This window comes from Iodidimonas sp. SYSU 1G8, assembly GCF_039655775.1.
In the GTDB taxonomy this organism is placed as follows: Bacteria; Pseudomonadota; Alphaproteobacteria; order SMXS01; family SMXS01; genus RI-34.
Window position 1 is genome coordinate 321,696 of record NZ_JBBYXJ010000002.1, and the last position, 21,919, is coordinate 343,614.

Consider the following 21,919-nt stretch of genomic DNA (forward strand, 5'->3'; position numbering starts at 1 on the left):
CTTAACCCAGCAGCCACTCCGGCAGCGTTTCCGCGGCCAGCATTTCATCATAGGTAGGGCGGCGGCGGGTCACGGCGAATCGATTTCCGTCGACCAGAACCTCCGGTACCAACGGACGGGTATTATAGCTGGAAGCCATCACGGCGCCATAGGCGCCAGCAGACATGATGGAAACAAGATCGCCGGCCGCCAGTGGCGTCGACAGGCGTTCCTTGGCGAAGGTGTCGCCTGTCTCGCAGACCGGGCCGACGAAGTCGACGGGCGATTCTTCCGCGCCCGGCGCGGGCTCGGCGACCGGGATGATGTGGTGATAGGCGCCGTACATGCTGGGCCGCACGAGATCGTTCATGGCGCCGTCGATGATGACGAAGGCCCGGTTGCCGGTCTGCTTCACGTAGATCACCTTGCTGACCAGAATGCCGGCATTGCCCACGATGAGGCGGCCAGGCTCCAGCACGATCTCGCACTCCAAGGGGCCAAGGACGCGGCGGATCAGGTCCGCATAGTCGGTGGGATGCGGCGGCTCCGGATCATCGGGATGATAGGGAATGCCCAGCCCGCCGCCCGCGTCCACGCGCCGGATGTCGTGGCCTTCGGCGCGCAGTTCGCCGACCAGCGCGGCAACGCGGGTGAAGGCTTCCTCGTAGGGCGCGAGGCTGGTCAGCTGCGAGCCGATATGCACGTCGACGCCGACCGGATCGATCCCGGGCAGGTCGGCCGCCAGCCGGTACATCTCGCGCGCCCGGGTGATGGGAACACCGAACTTGTTCTCGCCCTTGCCGGTCGAGATCTTTTCGTGGGTCTTGGCGTCCACGTCGGGATTGATGCGCAGCGCCACCGGCGCCTTCAGGCCCTTTTCCACCGCGACGGCGTTCAGCACCATCAGCTCGGGTTCCGATTCCACGTTGAACTGGTGGATACCGGCATCCAGCGCGAAGGCGATTTCGTCCCAGGTCTTGCCGACGCCCGAGAAGACGATCTTGCCGGCGGGAATGCCGGCGGCCAGCGCACGGCGCAGCTCGCCTTCCGAAACGATGTCGGCGCCGGCCCCATGGCGCGCCAGCGTCTTCAGCACCGCCATGTTGGAATTGGCCTTCATGGCGTAGCAGACCAGCGCGTTCATGCCGGCGAAGGCGCCGGCGAACACGTCGAAATGCCGCGCCAGCGTGGCGGTCGAATAGCAATAGAACGGCGTGCCGACGGCGGCCGCGATCTCCGGCAGCGGCACGTCCTCGGCGTGCAGAACGCCGTTCCTGTAGGTGAAATGATGCATCAGGGCGCGGCCGGTGGCGGCGGCATCTGGTCCGTCGGCGGACGGGTCGAGGGTGCCTGCGGCGAGATTTCAGTGGCGGGCGGCTGCGCTTCCGTCCGCGGCGGCGGCGCGGCGGAGGCCGGCGCTTCCAGCGGGCCCTTGCGGCCGCATGCGGCGGCCGCAAGGGCCAAGACCAGGACGGCGGCGATCTTCAGGGTGCTCATGCCAGACGCTCCTTCCAGGCGGCGATGGCCTCGCGCACCCGCTCGGGCGCGGTGCCGCCATAGGACCGGCGGCTCGCCACGGACTTTTCCACCGTCAGCACGCCGAAGACGGCTTCGGTGATGCCATCCTCGACCGACCGCATGTCCGCAAGGCTCAGGTCGGACAGGTCGCAACCCCGGTCTTCGGCCATCTTCACCAGCGCGCCCGTCACGTGATGCGCGCGGCGGAACGGCATGTTCAGGTTCTGAACCAGCCAGTCGGCCAGATCGGTCGCGGTGGCGAAACCGGTGCCCGCGGCCTTCGCCAGCACGGGCTCGTTGATTTCCAGGTCCCGGATCATGCCGGTCATGGCCGCGACGCACAGCGCCATGGCCTCGGCGGCGTCGAAGGTCGGCTCCTTGTCTTCCTGCATGTCCTTGGAATAGGCCAGCGGCAGGCCCTTCATGACGATCAGCAGGGTGTTCAGCGACCCGACGATGCGGCCGGTCTTGGCGCGGATCAGCTCGGCGGCATCCGGATTGCGCTTCTGCGGCATGATCGACGAGCCGGTGGAGAAGGAATCGCTCAGCCGCGCGAAACGGAACTGGGCGCTGGACCAGATCACCAGTTCCTCGGCGAGCCGCGACAGATGGACGGCGCAGATGGAGGCGGCGGACAGGAATTCCAGCGCGAAGTCGCGGTCTGACACCGAATCAAGCGAGTTGGCCGTGGGCCGGTCGAATCCCAGCGCCGCCGCGGTCATGTGCCGGTCGATGGGGAACGACGTGCCCGCCAGCGCCGCCGAGCCCAGCGGGTTTTCGTTCAGGCGCTTGCGCGTGTCGGACAGGCGGCCCCGGTCGCGGCCGATCATCTCCACATAGGCCATCATGTGGTGGCCGAAGGTCACCGGCTGGGCGACCTGCAGATGGGTGAAGCCGGGCATGAGGGTGGCGGCGTGCTGCTCGGCCCGCTCCAGCAGGGCGCGCTGCAGATCCGAAAGGGCACCGTCTAGGCCGTCGATGGTGTCGCGCACCCACAGGCGGAAATCCGTCGCCACCTGATCATTGCGCGAGCGGGCGGTGTGCAGCCGGCCGGCGGGATCGCCGACGATCTCCTTCAGGCGCGACTCCACATGCATGTGGATGTCTTCCAGCGCCGGGTCCAGATAGAAGCGCCCGGCCTCGATCTCGCCCTTGATCTGATCCAGTCCGGCCCGGATCGCTTCGCCGTCCTCGGCGGTGATGATCCCGGTGGCGACGAGCATGGCGCAATGCGCCTTGGACGCGGCGATGTCCTGGGCATAGAGCTTGCGGTCGAAATCGATGGACGCATTGATGCGCTCCATGATCTCGGCCGGGCCGCCGGCGAAGCGGCCGCCCCAGAGCTTGTTGGACTCGTTATCGTCTGCCATCTTGTCCGCCGCTGCCCCTGAACCGGAGCCCATCATGACACTCAAGCGCCTGTTGCGCCTCACCCTTGTGCTAAGCGCCGCCTTATATGTCGGCTGCGGCGAGACAGGCAACCCGGAAACGGGCGGTAGCGCGGCGTTGACGCCTTCAGGCGAGGTCGCCGCCTTCAAGCCCGCTGCCGATCCGAAGCCCGTGCCGGCGACCGCTTTCAAGGGCGCCGGCGACCGGGAAGTCACCCTGGCCGACTTCAAGGGCAAGACCGTGCTGCTGAACTTCTGGGCCACCTGGTGCGCGCCCTGCAAGGTGGAGATGCCGTCGCTCGACAGGCTGCAGACCCAGCTGGGCGGCGACGATTTCGAGGTCGTCACCCTGTCCAGCGACCGCGCCGGCAAGCGCGCCGTCGATCCGTACTTCGCCGAGGCCGGACTCACCGCGCTGAAACCCTATTATGACCCGAAGAACGCCGTCGGCATGGCCATGGGCGTGACCGGCCTGCCGACCACCATCCTGATCGACGCCCAGGGCCGCGAACTGGGCCGCATGCTCGGCGACGCCGAATGGGACAGCCCCGAAGCGATCGCCCTGGTCAAGCAGGCGATGGGGAAATAGCCGCCGCCTGAAACGCTCGGGACGCGGCTTTCGCGGCGCGGGCGATCCATGTAGGTTACCGCCCCGTACAGGGTTCAAAACAGGGTGCCTTCCATGCTCACGCGCAGCATTTACGAGCCGGAACATGACATGTTCCGCGACGCCGTCCGCAAGTTCTTCGACAAGGAACTGAAGCCTTTCCACGGCGCGTGGGAACAGGCCGGCAAGGTGCCGCGCGAGTTCTGGCTGAAAGCGGGCGAGCAGGGCCTGCTGTGCCCGCAGGTGCCCGAGGAATATGGCGGCGCCGGCGGCGACTACCGCTATCTCGCCGTGGTCGACGAGGAACTGGGCCTGTCCGGTGCGTCCGGTCCCGGCTTCGCGGTGCACAGCGACATCGTCTGCGGCTACATGCTGAAATATGCCAGCGAGGACCAGAAGCGCGAGTGGCTGCCCAAGATGGTCACCGGCGAGGTGATCACCGCCATCGCCATGACCGAACCGGGCACCGGCAGCGACCTGCAGGGGGTCAAGACCACGGCGCGCCTGGATGGCAACCATTACGTCATCAATGGCAGCAAGACCTTCATCTCCAACGGCCAGAACGCCGACCTGATCATCGTCGTGGCCAAGACCGACCCGACCCTTGGCGCCAAGGGCATCAGCCTGATCCTGGTCGAGGCCACGCGCGAGGGCTTCGAGCGCGGCCGGAACCTGGACAAGATGGGCATGCATGCCGCCGACACATCCGAGCTGTTCTTCAACGAGGTGCGGGTGCCGACCTCCAACCTGCTCGGCCCGGAAGAGGGCAAGGGCTTCATCCAGCTGATGAGCGAGCTGCCGCAGGAGCGTCTGGGCATCGCGCTCAACGCGCAGGCCGTCGCCCAGTACGCCTACGATCTGACCGTGGCCTATGTGAAGGAACGAAAGGCGTTCGGGAAAACCGTGTTCGATTTCCAGAACACCCGCTTCAAGCTGGCCGAGCTGAAGACCCAGGTCGAGGTTGGCTGGGCGTTCTGCGACAAGTGCATGGACCATCACATGCGCGGCGAGTTGACCGCCACCGACGCCGCCATGGCAAAGCTGTGGGTCACCGAGATGCTGGGCCGCGTCGTCGACGAGGGCGTCCAGCTCCACGGCGGCTATGGCTTCATGAACGAATATCCGATCACGCGCCTGTACACTGACTCGCGTGTCCAGCGCATCTTCGGCGGCACGTCGGAGATCATGAAGGAACTCATCAGCCGCTCGATCTGACCCGGGCGCCGAGCCGGCTGACATCAGGCTGTACATTCAGGCCGGGAGACTCGTGATCCACGAGGCCTCCCGGCCCTGAATTCCGTTCAGGACGAGACTTTCGCCGTCCCTCTCCTGCGGAAATAGAGCAGCAGGCCGAGGATCGCCATGAAGCCGATCAGCGCGATCACGAAGCCGCCCACCACCGCGTTGAGACCCAGGCGCCCCAGAGGGAACAGGAAGTTCCACTTGTGGACGAAGCTGAACACATAGCGTTCGGGCTTCTTCCAGTCGTCCAGTCGGTCGACCATGGTGCCGGTGGCGGTATCGACGAACACCGTCGTCGCGTACGGCGCTCCATAGTCCAGGCGCCAGACCGGCAGCCGCTTGTTGCGGAAGTCGTAATCGGGACCGAAGCGGGTCACCAGCTGCATTGCCTCGATGCTGTCGTCGCTGGCACCGAGGAAGCGGTTGGCGATGAATCGCGCCAGTTCCCTGTCCCCCTGCGGCGCGGCCTCGCCCGTTGCGGCGTCGACATAGACGGCGGGTCCGGTGGGCTGGATGCCATCGAAGCGGGCGTTGCGGATCTCCCGCTCCGTCGTCGGCATGGCATGCCCGGCGTGCCCGCCCTGATCGGAATGATCATGCTCGTGCATGGGCGGCCGGGCGCCCGGGGCCGACAGGCCGAACCGGTACAGGGGCTTGCCCCCCGCCCCTTCCACCAGTGAGAGGCTGACGACGTCGAGGCCCTTCGTGATCTCGTTCCATTGCTCGGTGATGGGGAACCGTTGACCGCTCAGATCGAGCGGTTCCGCCATGCGCAGCTGGCTCGACGGGCGCTCGATGGCGCTCTGGATCAGATGATAGATGCCGCTGACCGAGAACATGAGGAGCGGCAGCGCCAAGGCATAACCGGCCATGCGGTGCCAGCCCTTCGACCCTTGCAAACGCTTCTTGCGCCGGATGGTCACCAACATCAGCACGCCAGTGACCGCGAGGGCTGCGAGACTGCCCACCATCAGCGTGACCACGACGACCCGCAGCCAATCCATGGAGGCGGGCACCCATTCCCAGGTGTGCAGATACCGGAAAGCCGTCTGCAGGCGGGTCTTGGACACGTTGTTCACGCCCGCCAAGCTGCTGGTTTCCGTGTAGACATAGGCCGTCAGCTGGTCGTCCCCGGCGAACCGCACCCGCCAGACGGGCAGCAGACGGTTGACCCAGGGATAGTCGCCATCGAACTTCCGTTGCAGCTCGATCGCCGTGACGGGACGCGTCTCCGCGAGGAAGTGCCGGGCCAGAAATTCGGCCTGCGCCCTGTCCTGATCCGGAAGTTCCGCGCCGCTCGCCGGCTCGAAGTAACGGCGCGGCTGCATCGGGTCGGTCGTCACCTGAAGCAGGCTGCCATTGGGACCGGCGACGGTCCTGACGGCGACCGCCCGGTCGATCCCGGCGCTCTCCAGAATGGCGGCCAAGGGCCGCGCACCCTGGAGGTCGAGGGGACTGGTCGGCGGCATGAACTGGGCCTGCTGCGGGCCGAACAGCACCATGAGGATGTGGGTGAGGCCAGACAGGCCCCAAATCAGCAGGCTGATGCCGCCGATCAGGCCGAGCCATCTGTGCTTGCTGAAACTCCAGCGCGCGGTGCCGGTTTTGCTGATCATTATCATGGTGCTCCCGATCCTAGAAACCGGCGCTCACGCCGATATAGAAGGCACGACCCTGACCAGGAGTGTAGATGGCTGCCCGTTCACGTGACTGATTGGCGACCGTGCCGACATTGGAGATATACCGCACATTGAACAGGTTCTCGACCGAACCGAACAGTGTCACCCCGTCGCTCAGATTGACGCCGGCGGTCAGCCCGACCAGTTCGTAGCCCGGCGCCCGTTCGGTATTGGCGTAATCCGCCCAGGTGCCTTGCGGCGCCCAGCGCAGATTGGCCGAGACGTAGAAGCGCTCCTTCTGGTCGAAGCGGATTTCCGAGACGACCATGTGACGCGGGACGCCCGGCAGCCGGTTGTTGCCATAGGTCGTGTCGTCGTCGAAGCGGAAGTCGCTGAGCGTATAGGCGGTGCTCAGGCGCAGCGATTGTCCGCGCGCTTCCAGCATGTCGCGGGCGATGAACACGTCGATACCAAGCTCGATGCCCTGGTGGATGGTGTCATCGCCATTGCTGGTGACGGAGCTGGCGCCATTGTTGATGGCGACATCGAGGAACTCGTTCGCCACATGGGACCGGTAGAGCGAGATGTCCCAGGCGACGAACCCCTGCTGGCCGCGCGCGCCGACCTCGAAGGTGGTCGCCTTCTGCGGCGCCAGCGGCGCGAACGGCGCGGCACCGCCGGAGGTGAGATCGGCCAGGCTGGGCGGCTCGAAGCTGCGGCTCACATTACCGTAGAGCTGGGCGCTTTCACCAATGTCGGCGATCAGCCCGATGCGCGGGTTGAACTGGTCATAGGCACCCCGGCCAGAGACCGAGTTGAACTCCGCCGCCACGTCGCGCACGGCGCGGGCATACTGGCCGCCCAACACCGCGCGAAGGTTTTGCGTAATGGAGAGATCGAGTTCGCCATACGCGATCAGCATGGACGAATCCTGATCGGCGCGGCTGCGCAGCGCGCCCCGGTCGCCGAAATCGTTCACGTAGGTGCGCGCGTCGTTGCTGCCGAAGGCATAGCTGCCGCCGATGGTCCAGCGGCTGATTCCGCCAAACAGGTCGAACTCGCCGGTCAGCCGCGTGGTGGCGCCGATCTCGTCCTCGTCTTGGGCGATGATGCCGGCGAAACGCGTGATCGCGTGATCCAGCTGACGTTTGGTGTACCAGCCGCCGACCTCGAGCGTCGCGCCGCCCAGATCGATCGAGGTCAGGTTGGCGATGCGATAGACATCCAGATTGCGGTCCCAGTCATCGGCGACGGGGCCGGGGTCCAGCACGGTCACCGGACCGCCGGGAAAGAACGGCCCGATCTGGACCGGCCTGCCCGCCGCGCGGGGATTTTCCAGCGCGTCGGCGAGGCGCAACGATCCCGCGAGTTCGAAATTGTCGCTGAGGGCGGTGAAATAGAAGCGTGTCTCGACCGTGTCGTTGATCTTCCAGCCCAGATTGCCGTGGCCGTAGAAGCTGCGCACGTCGCTGTGGTCCCGGAAGCCGTTCGTCCGCAGTCCGGTGACGCCGACATAATAGTCCACGTCGTCATTGCTGCCGGCCACCGACACATTGCCGCGCAGGGTCGAGAAACTGCCGCCTTCCAGCCGGGCGCTGAAGGGCGCCTTGGCGGTCCGGCCAGTGGGGCTGACCACGTTGACCGCGCCGCCCAGCGACGCGGCGCCGAAGCGCAGGCCATTGGCGCCCTTGAACACTTCCAGATAGCGGATGGTCAGCGGGTCCACTTCCTGGAACTCGGTGCTGCCGCTGGCGCGGCTGATCGGAACGCCGTCGCGCAGCACCGTCAGCCCGCGGCGCTCGAAGCCGGAATTGAGGCCGGAGCCGCGAATGGAAATCCGGCTCTCACGCTGGGCGCTCGTATCGGCGAAGACGCCGGGAGTCAGCGACAGGGCGTCGCCGATGCTCTGCGTGAAATCATCTTCGAAGACGCTGTCTTCGACGAAGCCGATGCCGCCCGGAATGCGCTCCAGCTCCGTGCGCGCCTCCTCGACGCTGGGGGCGGTGGCGGTCCCCTGGGTGGCCGCGGTGACGATGACGGCGTCGATATCCTGCCTTTGCCCGATTCCCTGGGCGAGCACGGCGTGGGTGGTGAGCATCAGGGCCGGCGCGACGAGCGCGGCGTAGCGTGTTTTCTTGGACATGTGAGTTCCCCCAGTCCTGGCGAATGATTTGGCGGCCGTGGCCGCGGTTGGTCTTTCGTCAGGCGGAAACCGTGGGACCCGTGGAGGGTGGCGGCGGCGCGGCAAGACCTTGGCTCGGGCGTTGCCGGAGGGCGGCCCAGAACGGCGCGGGCGCAGCGACAGGGGCGGGTTGGTCAAGAACCGCGGGCGCGGGCGGCGGGATGTTGACGGCGACGGCGGCGAACACGCAAGGCTCGCCGGGTTTGCCGCTTCCATCGTGCCTGGCGGGATCGGTCTTGCTTGGAATGCCGTAGCTGTCGGCCTTGATGGTGACCATGCCGGTTGACGTGCAGAGCACCAGCGCGGGCAGGTCGTTCTGTTCAGCCGGCTTTTCCAGCATGATGCCGGCCGGGAGAGCGAAGCGTACCGCGAGCGCAAGCATGGTCAGCGTCACGAAAATGCGCGACATCCAGCTGTTGGTCTGCGATGCGACCGCCTTGCCCGTTTCTGTAGCTCCGAAACGACATTCGACCCAGTGGCGGCGTCGCGATGCCGACGCAAGCTTACGCCGCGACAACGTGGTCCCGCGGTCAAGCTTGTCCTGGCGTTCGCGTCTACACATCACAAGGGTCAAGTCGGGCCACTCACGAGATGCCGCTGATCTGCCGTAGCGTGTCGCGCACCTGACTGGGGAACGACACGAACATCTGTTCCATCATGGTCTTGACCTCGGGCGGCGCTGTGCGCGTGGAACCTGCGTTGAATGGCGGTGCAGGATCGTATTCGCAAATCAGCTGGACGCCTTGGGCATAAGTTTCGTCGCGCAGTTCCGAGACCATGGTAAGGCCGAAGTCTAGTCCCGCCGTGACGCCGGCGCCGGTGATCCGATTTCGATCCCGCACCACGCGCTCGGCAATGGGCGTCGCGCCGAAATCCGGCAATGTCTCGAGCGCCGCCCAATGCGTCGTCGCGCGGTGCCCTTTGAGCAGGCCGGCGGCACCGAGGACGAGAGCCCCGGTGCAAACCGAGGTCACGTAGCGCGCGCGGCTGCCGCGATCGGCGACGAACTCGCGCGTGGCGTCGTCACGCATGGCCGCCAGCGTCCCGTCCGTACCGCCTGGAACGAACAACACCGTCAGATCGCGCGGGCACTCGTCGAAGGTGGCGCTCGGGACGATGGTGACGCCAGTGTCGCTGGTGATGGGATCGCGGCTCTTGGCGACCAAGTGGACACTCGCGCCCATCAGGCTCGCGAACATGTATTGCGGGCCGATCAGGTCGAGGATCGTCATCCGGGGATAGCAGAGCATGGCGATGCTGTCCGCGCGGGTCCATGACGCGGGCATGCCGCTCATGTCGTGTCCGGGGGTAACGGTCGCCGATGGCTCGGCTCGCAGCCCCCGCGACGCCGCGAGCGGCGCCAGCACGGCCATCAGCAGCGCCGTGCGGCGGTCGATGGTGAGTTGCCCCATCAGAAGTCTCCCCGCAACGTGACGAACGCCGAACGCGACTGAGTGGGGATGACGTAGGCACCGCCGAAATACTGGTAGGGTTCGTATGCCTTGGAACCGAGCAGGTTGACGACGGAGACCCCTAGGCTTACGCGCCCAAGATCATACGAGACCTGCAGGTCCACTAACGCGTTGCCTTTGACCGAGACCGTGTTCGGCAGGGTGAGTTCCCGGCTCGACACCGCGGTTATGCCTGCACCGACGGCGAGGCCCTTCAGGTCGCCATCGAGGAAGCGGTAGCGCACGGCAAGGCGTCCCGAGTGCGTCGGCACGGCGCGCAGCCTGTCACCGACCGGCAGGGCATTGTCCTTGGTCACCTCGGCGTCGGTGTAGGCATAATTGAACAGCATGGAGAACGCCGGGTTCGGCTCGTAGATCAGGTCGAGCTCCGCACCGCGCGCCCGCTGCTCGCCGGTCTGCAGGTAGAAGAACGGGTTTGCCGGATCGGGCGTGATGACGTTCTGCCGGGTGATCTGATAGAGCGAGGCCGTGCCGGTCAGGCCCTTGATCGGCGCGGTGAACTTGAAGCCCGCCTCCCAGTTCTGCGAGGTTTCCGGCTTGGGCGTTACGCCGTAGAAGCCGCCGGCGACGACACCGCGAAATCCTTCCGAATAGCCGGCGAACAGCGACAGGCCGTCGGCGATCCTGAACGTCGCGCCGGCCCGGGGAGTTACCTTCTCGTCAGATGTCACCGTCGGGAGGCCGGAGATGGCGCTATTGATCTTGATCTGTGTCCACCGCACGCCGAGCGTCACGTCCAGCCTGTCGCCGATGCTGATCTGGTCCTGCAGGAACCCCGCGACGCTTTCGAGCCGGTCGGTCTGGTCGAAATAGAACGGCGGGACGACGTAGGACTGGGCCGGCAGCGGCGCCGCGTAGTCGACGACGCCCCACGCCGTGTCGAAGTACATCGCCCCGTAGTAGTGGGTGATGTCATAATCGACGCCCGCCAAGATCTGCTGCCGGAACCCGCCGTCGCCGAAGCGCGCGGTGACCGAGCCGGTGACGAAGGTTTCCTTGCTTTTCGACGGCAGGTACGCGCTACCGAAATTGTAGACCGTGCCGCCGAGCTGGCCGTAGGGGAAGGTTCCCCATTCGTCGAAGGCGCTGATCGCGTGGTTGATGGCGACCTCGGCGGAAATCCGGTCGGAAAAATTGTGGGTCAGCTTGGCGTTGATCGATTTGTTTTCGACGGTCGTGCGCGGCATGTCGCGCGCGCCGCCGTAGACCTTCCTGTCGATCAGCCGGTTGGGCTTCAACAACTCGAACGGCAATCCGGCATACTCGGTCTGCTCCAGGCGGTTGTAGCGACCGCGGATGACCAGCCTCGTTTCCGCTCCCAGGTCGACGGACAGCGTCGGGAACAACGCGTATCTGTCGCGGCTGACGAAATCGACATGAGTGTCGGCGCTCTCGATCATTCCGTTGATGCGAAAGGCGATCCCCTCGGCGATCGGCACGTTCACGTCGCCGTCGCCGCCGAAGGTGCTGAAGCTGCCGCCCCGAGCGGCGAAACTGGCGCCGAACCGGTCGTACGGATCGCGCGACACCAGGTTGATGATGCCTGAAAGGGGCGCGCCGCTGCCGCCGCCATAGAGCGTGGCCGTCGGACCCTTGGCCACCTCGATCCGCTCCACGTTGATCAAGGTCCCCGGGTCGGCGACGCTGGCCGGCAACTGGTAGGTCGGCATCCCGTCGATATAGTAGCCGACTCCGAAGCCTCTGATGAGGGCGGGCTGGAGCAACGTCTGGTCGGTGCTCGTCGGCGTGACACCCGACACATTGACCAGCGCGGCCGACAGGGTCTGGAGATCCTGTTCCTCGATCAGGGTGCGGGTCAGGGTCTGAATGGACTGCGGGACCTTTTCCACCGGTGTCGCGGTCCGCGTCGCCGTGGTCGCCTGCGGCTCGGCATATGTCTCGCGGTCAGCGGTAACGGTGACGGATTCCGCCGTCCAACCCTGGTTTTCGCCCTGTTCCGCGGCGCGAACCGTCGCGGCTGACGCAACGACCATGGTGGTCGCGACAAGTGCCGATTTAAGCATGGTTTCCCCCAATTTAATGGAATGACCTGGCAGGCTGGCCGTTGATCGGCTTCAGTGCGCCATGTTCGAATGATCGTGCGCGTCATGCCCCGAGGCCGGTGCCGTGGCGCCTACCGGCTGGACTTCGAAGCGGACCTCGACCTTCCCTGCCTTCTCGAAGCGTAGAACCCCGGCGAAGGACTCGCCCGGCTTCAGGGGGCGCTTCAGGTCCATGAACATGATGTGGAACGAACCGGGCTTCAGGGTCATCGTGCCCTCGGCGGGCACCAACAGGCCATCCGGCAGGTGCCGCATGGTCATCACCCCATCCCTCATCCCGCCTTCGTGCACTTCGACCCTGTCGGAAACTGCCGGTGCGGTCGCGGCCAGCAAACGATCTTCCGAACCTGTATTGACGATTGTGAGATAGCCGGCACCGACCTTCGCTCCGTCGGGAGTGGCACGGGACCACGGATTCTGGATGGTAAGCGATCCGGCCTTGTAGTCTCGGGCGCAAGCCGTCGAGACGGCGCAGGCGAGTAGGAAAAGCGTGACTGTGGCAGTACGGAACATGGTGTTTCTCCCTTGCAACGTTTGAATGGCGTATGCTGGTCAGAGACGCAGCGACAGGCCGGCGAAGATCGCGCGGCCTTCGCCGGGATAGAACGTCGTGGTCGACACTGTCGGGTCGGTCGCGTCGGTAATGGCGCCGAATTCGCCCACATAGCGCTTGCCGGTGAGGTTGCGCCCGTCGAGGAACAGGCTGACATGCTCACCCAGATCGATGCCGGCGCTGAGGGACAGCAGCGCATAACCCGGCACCTTCAGCGTGTTGGAGTAATCGGCCCAGACTGATCCGGGGCGCCAGTCGATGGCGGGAGCGATGTACCAGCCCGCGGGGTGCCGGTAGGTCAGTTCCGCGCGATACTGATGCTTGGGCGCGACGGGAAGCCTGTTGTCGCCGTAGACGGGATCGCCGTCGAAGGTGAAGTCGCTGAACGTGTAGCTCTGGCGCAGCGATAGGCTGCCGCCGCCCGGCGCGTCGCGCAGGATCGTCCAGTCCAGCGCCGCTTCAATGCCCTGGTGAATGGTCTTGTCCGCGTTGAAGAAGCTCGCGGGTACGCCGGTGATCAGCCGGAAGCTCAGCAACTCGCCCTTTACACGCGCCCGGTAGAAGGTGACATCCCAGGCCAGGTCCTCGACGCGGCCACGCGCGCCGATCTCGCCGGTCCAGGCGCGCTGCGCGTCCACTGGCACGAAACCCGGGTTGGGCGACTGCACGAGCGCGCCGTAGTGGGGCGGCTCCACCGAGCGGGTCAGGTTGGCGTAGATCTGGGCGCCGCTGTCGAATTCCCACAGCAGGCCGATACGCGGCGAAAACCAGTCGAAGTTCTTCGCCGCCGCGTTGGCGGCATTGAGGTAATCCGTGTAGTCACGGGTCGCCCGTCCGTAGGAGCCGCCGGCCACCACCGCCACTCCTGGCAGCACGAACAGTCTTCCTTCGGCGAACAGGTCGAGTCCCGTGGCTTTCTGCCGTGCATCGCCGAACTGAAAACCGCTGCTGCCGCCGGCATTCACGTAAAGCTGCTGCTTGCTGGTGCCCTGGCGATAGGACACACCCCAGAACAGGTCGGTTTTCAGACCGGCAACGTCTCCCGTCCAGTCGAACCGGCCGAAAGCGCCCTGGGTTTCGATGTCCTGATCGATGACGATGACGATGGGATGATGCAGCTTGGTGGCGGTGGCGTAGAAGCCACCCTCGAAAACCAGCGCCTCGTTGAAGCGCCAGCGGGTCTGCAACGAACCGCGCGCGACAGTCTGGTCGCGCGCCCAGTCATTGGCGATCACCCCCGCGCCGGCCTGGCGCGGCGTGGTCAGCGCATCGGCAAGGGACAGCGTGCCGGGGACTTCCTGCTTGATATCGGCATAGTAGCCGATCGCGCGGATTTCCCGATCCTCGCCAAAGCTGTAGCCCACGTTGAGCGTTCCGCGTCCCTGGCTCTGTTTGCTATGGTCGCGGTAGCCCTCCGATGTCAGACCGCTGCCGGCGGCGTAGATGTCCCAGTTGCCCAGCGTACGGGCAATGGCGGCGCGTCCCCGGAACGTGCCGAACGATCCGCCTTCGAGGCGTAGCAGATTCTGCGTCTCGGCGGTCTTGCCATTCGGCGTGATGAGGTTGATGGCGCCGCCGAGCTGGGCGCCGCCGAAACGCAGGGCGTTGCCGCCCTTGTAGACCTCGACATAACGGGCGCCGAGCGCATCGACCTTCTGGAAGTCGGAAAAGCCGTCGGCATCCGCATAAGGCACGCCGTCCTGGGCGATGAGCACGCCGCGCTGGTGATAGGACTGGTCGAGACCCGAGCCTCGGATCGACAGGCGCGACTCCTCGCCGTAGCGCTTCTGGGCGAGAACGCCGGGGACATCCCGCAGGATATCGGAGAAACCGGTGGCCAGGCGATTTTCATAGCTTTCGGCCGCCACCGCCGCGACGGCGCCGGGCGTGCGCGAGAGACGCTCCCGGGCATCGGCGACGACTGGCGGGTCACCGGCCACCGGCGTCGCGGTCACGATGACGCTGTCAGGGCCCGTATCGGCGACCTGGACGGGAGCGATGTCCTCGGCGCGCAGCGCGCCCGGGGTCATGAGAGGAAGGGAAAGGGCAAGAGCGGTGAGACTGGCGCGCCCCGAGGCGCTGCGAAAAGCGGATGACATGGAACCCCCGTCGTCGGACAGCAATCAGCCGGCGCGCGTCGGCGGCCGGCGGCAAATGGTGTCAGACGGTGGCGGGCGGTCCGGTCGCGGGCGGCGGCGGGGCGACAAGGCCCTGGCCGGGGCGCTGGAAGGCGGGAAGGAATGCGGGTTCCCTGCTGGCGGTCAGCGCGGGCGCGTCCAGAACAGTGAAAGTCGGCGCGAGCAGCGGTGCGCCGAGAGCGGCGAAATTACAGGGCTGCTCGGCCTTGGCCGTCTTGCCGTGATCGGACGCGTCATCCTGACCCGGCACGCCGAAGGCGCTGTCGGCGCTGACGGTAACGACGCCGGTGGTCGTGCAGATAATCAGCTTTGGCAGCGCACCTGATTCGTTGGGCGCTTCCAGCATGGTGCCGGCCGGAAAGGCGAAGCGTACGGCCAGTGCGAGCACGGTCAGCGCCAACGCGGCGCGTGCCATGAAACCTCGTGCTGGCCATCTCCATCCCATGAAACGGTTCTCTAGCGCCGCAGGCCTTGGTTGTCCAGTACCGCGCTTGCGGCTTTCCGCATGGCAGGACTGTCAGAGCCGGACAATGGACGACGACAGCCGAACCTCGATCAGTCCCCAGACCGCGTTGGCGACGCAGATCCGGTCGGCGCTTTCCAGATCGGCGCGGGTCAGCACCTGCTCCCGTACGGTGTTGCGTGCCATGAAATGGCGGCGGAAGACGCCCGGCAGCACGCCGCTGTCAAGCGGCGGCGTCAGCCAGTTGCCGTCACGGTACACGAACAGCGTGCTGCGCGCGCCTTCGGTGACCTCGCCGCGCTCGTTATGGAACAGCAGGTCCCAGTGCCCGTCTCTGGCCGCGGCCGTCATCGCCCGGTCATAGAGGGCGCGCCGCGTCGTCTTGTGGAATAGAAACGGATCGCTGGACCGCACGGCTGTCGATGCCCATGCGACGCTCGGCGGCGCCGAGTCGAGCGCCTCACGGCCGGCGCGCACATCAAGCGTGGTTGCCGTGACCGACACCGCGCCGGCCGGCGAGAGCAGCAGCCTGACCCGCTGGTCATGTCCGGTGGGAAAGCTGTCGGACGCCATCTCCAGCGCGCCGCGTACCGCCGAATCATCGAACGGGTAGACGAAATAGGCGGCCGACTCGCGCAGGCGCGCCAAGTGGTCTTCCAGCAGCCACCAGCCGGAGTCCCGGTCCCACAAAAGCGTTTCGATCAGTGCGGGGCGTGCCTGCGGCGCCGCCAGGAAGGCGGCCTTCAGCAGGCATTCGTCCCATTCGGCCGGGCCGTCGGAATCGGCGACGACGCCGCTGCCGATGCCCATGCGCGCGGTGCCGCCCGCATCCACGACCAGGGTTCGGATGGGGACGCTGAACGCGGCGTCGCCATCGGGCGAGATGTGTCCGATGGCGCCCGTGTAGACGCCGCGCGGCCGCTGCTCCAGCGCGGCGATGATCTCCATGGCGCGGATCTTGGGCGCGCCGGTGACCGAGCCGCAGGGAAACACCGAGCGCAGCAGGTCGAGGCTGCGCGTGGCGGGCGGCACCGCGCCCCGGACCGTCGAAATCATCTGCAGCACGGTGGGATAGGCATCGACGTGAAACAGGTCTTCGGCCGACACGGATCCGGGCAGGGCCATGCGCGACAGATCGTTGCGCTCCAGGTCGACGATCATCAGGTTCTCGGCGCGGGACTTGGCGTCGCCGGACAGCGCGGCTTTCGCCGCCTCGTCCTCCTCGAACCAGCGGCCGCGCGCCGCCGTGCCCTTCATGGGCTTCACGGTCACCTGGTCACCGGCGCGGCTCAGGAACAACTCGGGCGAATGAGACGAGACGCACCAGTCCCCGGCCGCGAGGAAAGCCCCATGGGACACTGGCTGTGCCTGGCGCAGCGCCGCGTGCAGCGCCAGCGGATCGCCGTCAAAGGCCGCGGCGGCATCCATGGTCAGGTTGATCTGGTAGACGTCGCCGGCCGCGATCCAATCCTGGATCCGCGCGAAGGCTTCCAGATATCCCTCGCGGGTCTGGACCGGTTGCAGCGGCGACAGGGTGTAACCGGTGCCCTGCGTGCGCTCGCGCCAGAACAGCTCCACATCCGCCCGGTCGAGCCGCCGGCGGCGGCGGAACAGCCCGAACCAGATCAGGGGCTCGCGCCGGTCCGATGGCATCAGGGGGCGCAGGCGCGGCTCGAGGGCATAGCCGACCTCGTAGGACAGCCAGCCCGCCGCGAACAGTCCCTCGTCGAGCCCAGCCTGGATGGCCTCCAGCGCCGCTTCGATCCCGGCCGGATCATCGCAGCGCACGATCCGCTCCGGCTGCTCGAACAGGAACGAGGCCGCGCGCGGGTCGCGGCTGTTTTCCAGCAGGACGAAGCAGTCGGACGGCATCAGCACGGTCATCAGGCCGGTCTAGCGGATCGTGCGCGCGTTCGGAAGGGGCATGTTGTCTCGACGCGCCGGCCGGTCCTTCCTATGCTGGCGGCCATGTTCGGCGACGGAACGAGACACACGATCATCCGGCTGCTCACGGGCGCGGCGCTGCTCGCCGTGCTGGCCGGCTGCGGCCCGTCGCCCGCGCGCGGCCTGCTGGCGGATCATTTGCACGAGGATACGCGGCGGAACTTCGTTTTCTGCGCCCATTATGGCTGCACCGCCCGCTGGAACATGGCCATCACCGACGAGGAATGGGCGCCGGTGCGGGCGCTGTTCGAGGTCCCGGCAACCGATGCCGCCGCCGAGCGCGAACGGATCGCGCTGGCTATCGGCCGGATCGAGCGGGTCATCGGCCCCAAGAGCGGCACCGACGCGGACCGGCCCGGCGCGACCATCATCACCGGCCGCACGCGCGGGCAGCTGGACTGCATCGACGAGGCGCACAACACGACGGTCTATCTGACCTTCCTCGAACGCGAAGGCCTGCTGCACTGGCACAAGGTCGGCGATCCGATCATTCGCGGCCGGGTCATCGATCGCTGGTTCCACAACACGGCGACGGTGACAGACACGGCCAGCGGTGTCCTGTGGGCCGTCGATTCCTGGTTCGGCGCCAATGGCGAACCCGCCGACGTGGTCACCGCCGATCGCTGGCTGAAGGGATGGGAGCCGGAGAAATTCGCTACCCGGACGGACCGCTAGCCCACCTCGCCCAGCGCCAGGAACAGCCAGCGCGTGCCATAGGCGAGCGCCAGGAAGACGAGCAGTGACCCCAGCCACAGACCCGCGAACCAGAGCAGGCGGCGCCGTCCCTCGCGCATCAGTGATGGTATCCCTCGCCATGGCGCACCTTGCCGCGGAACACCCGGTAGACGATCACCGTGTAGATCAGCACCAGCGGCAGAAACAGGGCGACGCCCACCAGCAGGAATTTCTGCGTCTCTGGCGGCGCGGCGGCGTCCCAGATGGTGATGGCGCGCGGCACCATGTAAGGCCACAGGCTGACAGCGAGTCCCAGATAGGAAAGCAGGAAAAGTCCGATCGACAACATGAAGGGCGAGGTCTCCCGCCGTGCCTTCAGGGCCAGCAGCAGCGCCAGTCCGACGATAGCCGTGACGATGGGAATGGGCGCGAGCAGCACTAGGTTCGGCATGGAGAACCAGCGCGCCGCGATCTCGGCCTGCATAAGCGGTGTCCACAGGCTGACCGCCACGATGATCGCGAGCAGGCCGACGGCCAGCGCCTTCGCCCAACCATACGCCCAGTCCTGCAACTCGCCTTCGGTCTTGCGGACCAGCCAGGTCGCGCCCAGCAGCGCATAGCCGACCACCAGCGCCACGCCGGTGAACAGGCTGAACGGCGTGAGGAAGCTCATGGCCGTGCCGACGAACTGGCCGTTCTCGATCGGCAGGCCCTGGACAAAGCTGCCCAGCACCAGCCCCTGCGAAAAGGCGGCGACGACGGAGCCGGTGGCGAAGGACAGGTTCCAGACCCAGCCGCTGGTCTCGGCCCTGTGCCGGAATTCGAACGCGATGCCTCGGAACACCAGCGCCACCAGGAACAGGATCAGCGGGACGTAGAGCGCCGGCAGAGTCGTGGCATAGGCCAGCGGAAACGCGCCGAAGAGTCCCGCCCCGCCGAGGACCAGCCATGTTTCGTTGCCGTCCCAAACGGGCGCGATGCTGTCCATCATGACGTCGCGCCACTCCTCGTGGCGGGCGAAGGGGAACAGGATGCCGACGCCCAGGTCGAAGCCGTCCATGATGATGTACATGGCGACGCCGAAGGCGATGACGCCGGTCCAGATCAGGATCAGTTCCATCACTCGGCTCCCGCGGCGGCATGGTCATGGGCATGGGGCGACAGTGCCGGCTCGGGCGGCGGCGCGGTGTCCGGCGCCGGTCCTTTGCGCACGGCGCGCACCGCGAAATACAGGAACGCGGCCAGCACCATGTTGTAGACGATGGCGAACAGCATCAGCGAGGTCATCACCGTCGGCGCCGTCAGCTGCGGCGACACGCTGTCGGCGGTGCGCATCAGGCCATAGACCGTGAAGGGCTGGCGGCCGACCTCGGTGACGGTCCACCCCGCCAGCGTCGCGATGAAGCCGGTCGGCGCCATGGCGACAAGGCCCCATAGATAAGGCCGGGGCAGGCGCTTGCGCAGGAGCACGCCCAGCCATGCCACGGCGATCATCAGCATGCCGAGGCCCACCATGATCCGGAAGGCATAGAACACGATGGCGACCGGCGGCCGGTCCTCTGGCGGTACGTCTTTCAGGCCCGGCACCACGCCGTCGGCGCTATGGCGCAGGATCAGGCTGGCGCCGTTGGGAATGCCGATCTCGAAGATGTTGGTCTCCGCTTCCTCGTCGGGAATGGCGAGCAGCAACAGCGGAATGTTGGGGCCGCTTTCCCAGTTGCCTTCCATGGCCGCCACCTTGACGGGCTGATGCTCCAGTGTGTTGAGGCCGTGCATGTCGCCCGCCAGCAACTGCAGCGGCGCCAGGATGGCGGCCGCCGAGATCGCCAGCTTCAGCGCCTTGCGCGCCGTATCGCCGTGCCGGTCGGTCAGCACCTGCCAGGCCGAGACCGCGGCGACGACGAAGGAGGTGGTCAGCAGCGTCGCCAGCACCATGTGCGCGAGGCGATAGGGGAAGGACGGGTTGAAGACGACCTCCCACCAGCTTGCCACGTGAAAGATGCCGGCTTCGTCGATGATGTGGCCCTGCGGCGTCTGCATCCAGGAATTGGCGGAGAGGATCCAGAATGCGGACAAGGTCGTGCCGAACGCCACCATCAGCGTGGCGAAGAAGTGCAGGCGCGGCCCGACCCGCTTCCAGCCGAACAGCATGATGCCGAGGAAGCTGGCCTCGAGGAAAAACGCCGTCAGGACCTCATAGCCCAGCAGCGGGCCCAGGACATTGCCGGTGGCGATCGAGAAGGTGCTGAAATTGGTCCCGAACTGGAACGACATCGGGATGCCGCTGACCACGCCCATGCCGAACGCCAGGGCGAAGATCCTCACCCAGAATTTGTAGAGATCGCGCCAGCGTGTGTCCTTCGTGCGCAGCCAGAGCCCTTCGACGAGGGCGAGGAAACAGGCCAGACCGATGGTCAGGGTAGGAAAGAGAATGTGGAACGCGATGGTGAACGCGAACTGGAGGCGGCTGAGCAGGACGGCATCGACATCCATGCGACTTCCCCTTTTTCACGAGATCGCGCCGTGAATTAGGCCTCGAGCGCGATCTTGGGAACCCCTCAAACCACCATAGCACCCATGCCTTAACGGGGGGCTGAAAAAGCAAAGGCCGGTCGCGTCGGACCGGCCTTTCCCCTAATGTCGGCGGTCTTGCCCGCTCTATTCGGTTTCGGCGCTGTAGTCGTCGAACGACCACTCCTCGCCCGAATCCATCTGGTCCTCGAACAGGTGTTCGGCGGCCAGCGCCGCGTCTTCCTCGTTGTTGGCCTCCACGTCGGCGATCCAGTAGAAGGTGCCGCGCTTGAGGTTCGCGCGAAGGGTGATCTGATATTTGGGCATGATGCGCCTTATCGGTTCGAGTAGGGCCGCAGCTCCAGCTTGGCGACCGTTTCAGTGTGCACTTCGTCCGGGCCGTCCGCCATCTGCGTCGTGCGCGCATAGGCCCAGGCCTTGGCCAGGAAGTAATCGTTGGTGAAGCCGCCCGCGCCGTGGGTCTGGATAGCGCGGTCGATGATCTTCGCCACCGTTTGCGGCACCACGACCTTGATCATGGCGATTTCCTTGCGCGCGCCCTTGGCGCCGACCTCGTCCATCATGTAGGCGGCCTTGAGCACCAGCAGGCGAAGCTGCTCCAGCTCGATGCGCGACCAGGCGATGTTGGAGCGGATGGTGTCGAAATCGGCCAGCTTCTTGCCGAACGCCTCGCGGCTCGACACGCGGCGGCACATCTGGTCGATGGCGCGGTCGGCGGCGCCGATCAGGCGCATGCAGTGATGGATGCGGCCCGGACCGAGGCGGCCCTGCGCGATCTCGAAGCCGCGGCCTTCGCCGAGCAGTACGTTGGACACCGGCACGCGGACATTGTCGAACAGCACCTCGGCCTCGCCGAACGGTGCGTGATCGTCATTGTAGACCTTCACATGGCGCACGATCTTCACGCCGGGCGTGTCCTTGGGCACCAGAATCTGCGACTGCTGCTGATGCTTGGGCGCGCTGGTGTCGGTCTTGCCCATGACGATGAAGATCTTGCTGCTCTCGCGCATGCCGCCGGTGGTGTACCATTTGCGGCCGTTGATGACGTATTCGTCGCCCTCGCGCTTCATGCTGGTCGCCACGTTGGTGGCGTCCGAGGAGGCGACAGCCGGCTCGGTCATGCAGAAGCACGAGCGGATTTCGCCCTCGAGCAGCGGGATCAGCCACTTGTCCTGCTGTTCCGGCGTGGCGTACTTGACGAACACCTCCATGTTGCCGGTGTCGGGCGCGTTGCAGTTGAACGCCTCGGATGCCCAATCGACCCGGCCCATGATCTCGGCCAGCGGGGCGTATTCCAGATTGGTCAGGCCGACGCCGTATTTGTCGCGGAAGGGATGCGGCAGGAACAGGTTCCATAGGCCCTCGGCCTTTGCCTTCGCCTTGATGTCCTGCAGAATCTGCGGCGTGCGGAAGCGGTTGCCCTGGCTGTCGAGCTGTTCGTAGAACAGGTCCTCGTTCGGATAGATATGGGCGTCCATGAAGTCGATCAGGCGCTTCTGCAGATCCTTGACGCGGTCGCTATAGGCAAAGTCCATGGTGATCCT

The 21,919-nt window shown here is 66.1% G+C and carries 20 protein-coding genes; 3 read left to right on the plus strand and 17 right to left on the minus strand.

The genetic code is table 11. The features are described from left to right. Nucleotide 1: 1 nt before the first annotated feature. The 3 genes from lysA to argH are packed head-to-tail and all read right to left on the minus strand — an operon-like array spanning nucleotide 2 to nucleotide 2,867. Complete coding sequence (gene lysA, locus WJU17_RS12605) at nucleotides 2-1,273, minus strand: diaminopimelate decarboxylase (protein WP_346327752.1); 1,272 nt, start codon at nucleotides 1,271-1,273, stop codon at nucleotides 2-4. After that, a complete protein-coding gene (locus WJU17_RS12610) occupies nucleotides 1,273-1,476 on the minus strand; it encodes a lipoprotein (protein WP_346327753.1) in 204 nt (67 codons plus the stop codon). The genes lysA and WJU17_RS12610 overlap by 1 nt, the downstream gene beginning before the upstream one ends. Next, the gene (gene argH, locus WJU17_RS12615; RefSeq protein ID WP_346327754.1) at nucleotides 1,473-2,867 is read right to left on the minus strand and encodes an argininosuccinate lyase; all 1,395 of its coding nucleotides are present in this window, start codon (nucleotides 2,865-2,867) and stop codon (nucleotides 1,473-1,475) included. Before argH ends, WJU17_RS12610 begins: the two co-directional genes overlap by 4 nt. Nucleotides 2,868-2,901: 34 nt before the next feature. Here argH and WJU17_RS12620 point away from each other — a divergent pair, with 34 nt between their 5' ends. Beyond that, nucleotides 2,902-3,474 (plus strand): TlpA disulfide reductase family protein, encoded by a 573-nt coding sequence (locus tag WJU17_RS12620; RefSeq protein WP_346327755.1) that lies wholly within the window; start codon nucleotides 2,902-2,904, stop codon nucleotides 3,472-3,474. Between the two features lie 93 nt (nucleotides 3,475-3,567). Continuing rightward, on the plus strand, nucleotides 3,568-4,707 hold the full coding sequence (locus WJU17_RS12625; RefSeq protein WP_346327756.1) for an acyl-CoA dehydrogenase family protein: 1,140 nt from the start codon (nucleotides 3,568-3,570) through the stop codon (nucleotides 4,705-4,707). 86 nt (nucleotides 4,708-4,793) lie between these two features. Here the strand turns inward: WJU17_RS12625 and WJU17_RS12630 are convergent, their stop codons facing one another. From WJU17_RS12630 to pabB, 9 genes are all read right to left on the minus strand, one after another. Beyond that, on the minus strand, nucleotides 4,794-6,350 hold the full coding sequence (locus WJU17_RS12630) for a PepSY domain-containing protein (protein WP_346327757.1): 1,557 nt from the start codon (nucleotides 6,348-6,350) through the stop codon (nucleotides 4,794-4,796). Between the two features lie 19 nt (nucleotides 6,351-6,369). Further along, complete coding sequence (locus WJU17_RS12635) at nucleotides 6,370-8,496, minus strand: TonB-dependent receptor (protein WP_346327758.1); 2,127 nt, start codon at nucleotides 8,494-8,496, stop codon at nucleotides 6,370-6,372. A 58-nt stretch (nucleotides 8,497-8,554) separates the two neighbouring features. Beyond that, nucleotides 8,555-9,109: a hypothetical protein gene (locus tag WJU17_RS12640; protein WP_346327759.1), complete on the minus strand. Its 555-nt coding sequence runs from the start codon at nucleotides 9,107-9,109 to the stop codon at nucleotides 8,555-8,557. Nucleotides 9,110-9,119: 10 nt separating this feature from the next. Continuing rightward, entirely contained in the window at nucleotides 9,120-9,947 is an 828-nt protein-coding gene (locus WJU17_RS12645) for a DJ-1/PfpI family protein (RefSeq protein WP_346327760.1), read from the minus strand. Further along, complete coding sequence (locus tag WJU17_RS12650) at nucleotides 9,947-12,031, minus strand: TonB-dependent receptor (RefSeq protein WP_346327761.1); 2,085 nt, start codon at nucleotides 12,029-12,031, stop codon at nucleotides 9,947-9,949. Before WJU17_RS12650 ends, WJU17_RS12645 begins: the two co-directional genes overlap by 1 nt. A gap of 51 nt (nucleotides 12,032-12,082) precedes the next feature. Then, nucleotides 12,083-12,583, minus strand: coding sequence for a copper chaperone PCu(A)C (locus WJU17_RS12655; RefSeq protein WP_346327762.1), 501 nt, complete (start codon nucleotides 12,581-12,583; stop codon nucleotides 12,083-12,085). A 39-nt stretch (nucleotides 12,584-12,622) separates the two neighbouring features. After that, the gene (locus WJU17_RS12660; RefSeq protein WP_346327763.1) at nucleotides 12,623-14,722 is read right to left on the minus strand and encodes a TonB-dependent receptor; all 2,100 of its coding nucleotides are present in this window, start codon (nucleotides 14,720-14,722) and stop codon (nucleotides 12,623-12,625) included. A gap of 61 nt (nucleotides 14,723-14,783) precedes the next feature. After that, nucleotides 14,784-15,176, minus strand: a complete 393-nt coding sequence (locus WJU17_RS12665) for a hypothetical protein (RefSeq protein WP_346327764.1) — start codon at nucleotides 15,174-15,176, stop codon at nucleotides 14,784-14,786. A 102-nt stretch (nucleotides 15,177-15,278) separates the two neighbouring features. Beyond that, nucleotides 15,279-17,108: an aminodeoxychorismate synthase component I gene (pabB, locus tag WJU17_RS12670; protein WP_346327765.1), complete on the minus strand. Its 1,830-nt coding sequence runs from the start codon at nucleotides 17,106-17,108 to the stop codon at nucleotides 15,279-15,281. Between the two features lie 72 nt (nucleotides 17,109-17,180). Here pabB and WJU17_RS12675 point away from each other — a divergent pair, with 72 nt between their 5' ends. Continuing rightward, nucleotides 17,181-17,843 carry a hypothetical protein gene (locus WJU17_RS12675; RefSeq protein WP_346327766.1) on the plus strand — a complete coding sequence of 221 codons (663 nt, stop codon included), beginning with the start codon at nucleotides 17,181-17,183 and terminating at the stop codon, nucleotides 17,841-17,843. Here the strand turns inward: WJU17_RS12675 and WJU17_RS12680 are convergent. The 5 genes from WJU17_RS12680 to WJU17_RS12700 all read right to left on the minus strand — a co-directional run bounded on the left by WJU17_RS12680 (nucleotide 17,840) and on the right by WJU17_RS12700 (nucleotide 21,910). After that, complete coding sequence (locus WJU17_RS12680; RefSeq protein WP_346327767.1) at nucleotides 17,840-17,962, minus strand: DUF2474 domain-containing protein; 123 nt, start codon at nucleotides 17,960-17,962, stop codon at nucleotides 17,840-17,842. The genes WJU17_RS12675 and WJU17_RS12680 overlap by 4 nt on opposite strands. After that, a complete protein-coding gene (gene cydB, locus WJU17_RS12685) occupies nucleotides 17,962-18,963 on the minus strand; it encodes a cytochrome d ubiquinol oxidase subunit II (RefSeq protein ID WP_346327768.1) in 1,002 nt (333 codons plus the stop codon). The genes WJU17_RS12680 and cydB overlap by 1 nt, the downstream gene beginning before the upstream one ends. Further along, nucleotides 18,963-20,336, minus strand: a complete 1,374-nt coding sequence (locus tag WJU17_RS12690; RefSeq protein ID WP_346327769.1) for a cytochrome ubiquinol oxidase subunit I — start codon at nucleotides 20,334-20,336, stop codon at nucleotides 18,963-18,965. The genes cydB and WJU17_RS12690 overlap by 1 nt, the downstream gene beginning before the upstream one ends. Before the next feature lie 165 nt (nucleotides 20,337-20,501). Then, complete coding sequence (locus WJU17_RS12695) at nucleotides 20,502-20,681, minus strand: hypothetical protein (protein WP_346327770.1); 180 nt, start codon at nucleotides 20,679-20,681, stop codon at nucleotides 20,502-20,504. A gap of 8 nt (nucleotides 20,682-20,689) precedes the next feature. Continuing rightward, nucleotides 20,690-21,910 carry an acyl-CoA dehydrogenase family protein gene (locus WJU17_RS12700; protein WP_346327771.1) on the minus strand — a complete coding sequence of 407 codons (1,221 nt, stop codon included), beginning with the start codon at nucleotides 21,908-21,910 and terminating at the stop codon, nucleotides 20,690-20,692. Nucleotides 21,911-21,919 lie beyond the last annotated feature (9 nt).

Bases quoted from the DNA above. Each gene is read 5' to 3' on its own strand.
- WJU17_RS12650 (WP_346327761.1), bottom strand. From the start codon at position 12,031: ATGCTTAAATCGGCACTTGTCGCGACCACCATGGTCGTTGCGTCAGCC.
- lysA (WP_346327752.1), bottom strand. From the start codon at position 1,273: ATGCATCATTTCACCTACAGGAACGGCGTTCTGCACGCCGAGGACGTG.
- pabB (WP_346327765.1), bottom strand. From the start codon at position 17,108: ATGACCGTGCTGATGCCGTCCGACTGCTTCGTCCTGCTGGAAAACAGC.
- WJU17_RS12675 (WP_346327766.1), top strand. From the start codon at position 17,181: ATGCTGGCGGCCATGTTCGGCGACGGAACGAGACACACGATCATCCGG.
- WJU17_RS12635 (WP_346327758.1), bottom strand. From the start codon at position 8,496: ATGTCCAAGAAAACACGCTACGCCGCGCTCGTCGCGCCGGCCCTGATG.
- WJU17_RS12655 (WP_346327762.1), bottom strand. From the start codon at position 12,583: ATGTTCCGTACTGCCACAGTCACGCTTTTCCTACTCGCCTGCGCCGTC.
- cydB (WP_346327768.1), bottom strand. From the start codon at position 18,963: ATGGAACTGATCCTGATCTGGACCGGCGTCATCGCCTTCGGCGTCGCC.
- WJU17_RS12690 (WP_346327769.1), bottom strand. From the start codon at position 20,336: ATGGATGTCGATGCCGTCCTGCTCAGCCGCCTCCAGTTCGCGTTCACC.
- WJU17_RS12680 (WP_346327767.1), bottom strand. From the start codon at position 17,962: ATGCGCGAGGGACGGCGCCGCCTGCTCTGGTTCGCGGGTCTGTGGCTG.
- WJU17_RS12695 (WP_346327770.1), bottom strand. From the start codon at position 20,681: ATGCCCAAATATCAGATCACCCTTCGCGCGAACCTCAAGCGCGGCACC.
- WJU17_RS12645 (WP_346327760.1), bottom strand. From the start codon at position 9,947: ATGGGGCAACTCACCATCGACCGCCGCACGGCGCTGCTGATGGCCGTG.
- WJU17_RS12630 (WP_346327757.1), bottom strand. From the start codon at position 6,350: ATGATCAGCAAAACCGGCACCGCGCGCTGGAGTTTCAGCAAGCACAGA.
- WJU17_RS12620 (WP_346327755.1), top strand. From the start codon at position 2,902: ATGACACTCAAGCGCCTGTTGCGCCTCACCCTTGTGCTAAGCGCCGCC.
- WJU17_RS12625 (WP_346327756.1), top strand. From the start codon at position 3,568: ATGCTCACGCGCAGCATTTACGAGCCGGAACATGACATGTTCCGCGAC.
- argH (WP_346327754.1), bottom strand. From the start codon at position 2,867: ATGGCAGACGATAACGAGTCCAACAAGCTCTGGGGCGGCCGCTTCGCC.
- WJU17_RS12610 (WP_346327753.1), bottom strand. From the start codon at position 1,476: ATGAGCACCCTGAAGATCGCCGCCGTCCTGGTCTTGGCCCTTGCGGCC.
- WJU17_RS12665 (WP_346327764.1), bottom strand. From the start codon at position 15,176: ATGGCACGCGCCGCGTTGGCGCTGACCGTGCTCGCACTGGCCGTACGC.
- WJU17_RS12700 (WP_346327771.1), bottom strand. From the start codon at position 21,910: ATGGACTTTGCCTATAGCGACCGCGTCAAGGATCTGCAGAAGCGCCTG.
- WJU17_RS12660 (WP_346327763.1), bottom strand. From the start codon at position 14,722: ATGTCATCCGCTTTTCGCAGCGCCTCGGGGCGCGCCAGTCTCACCGCT.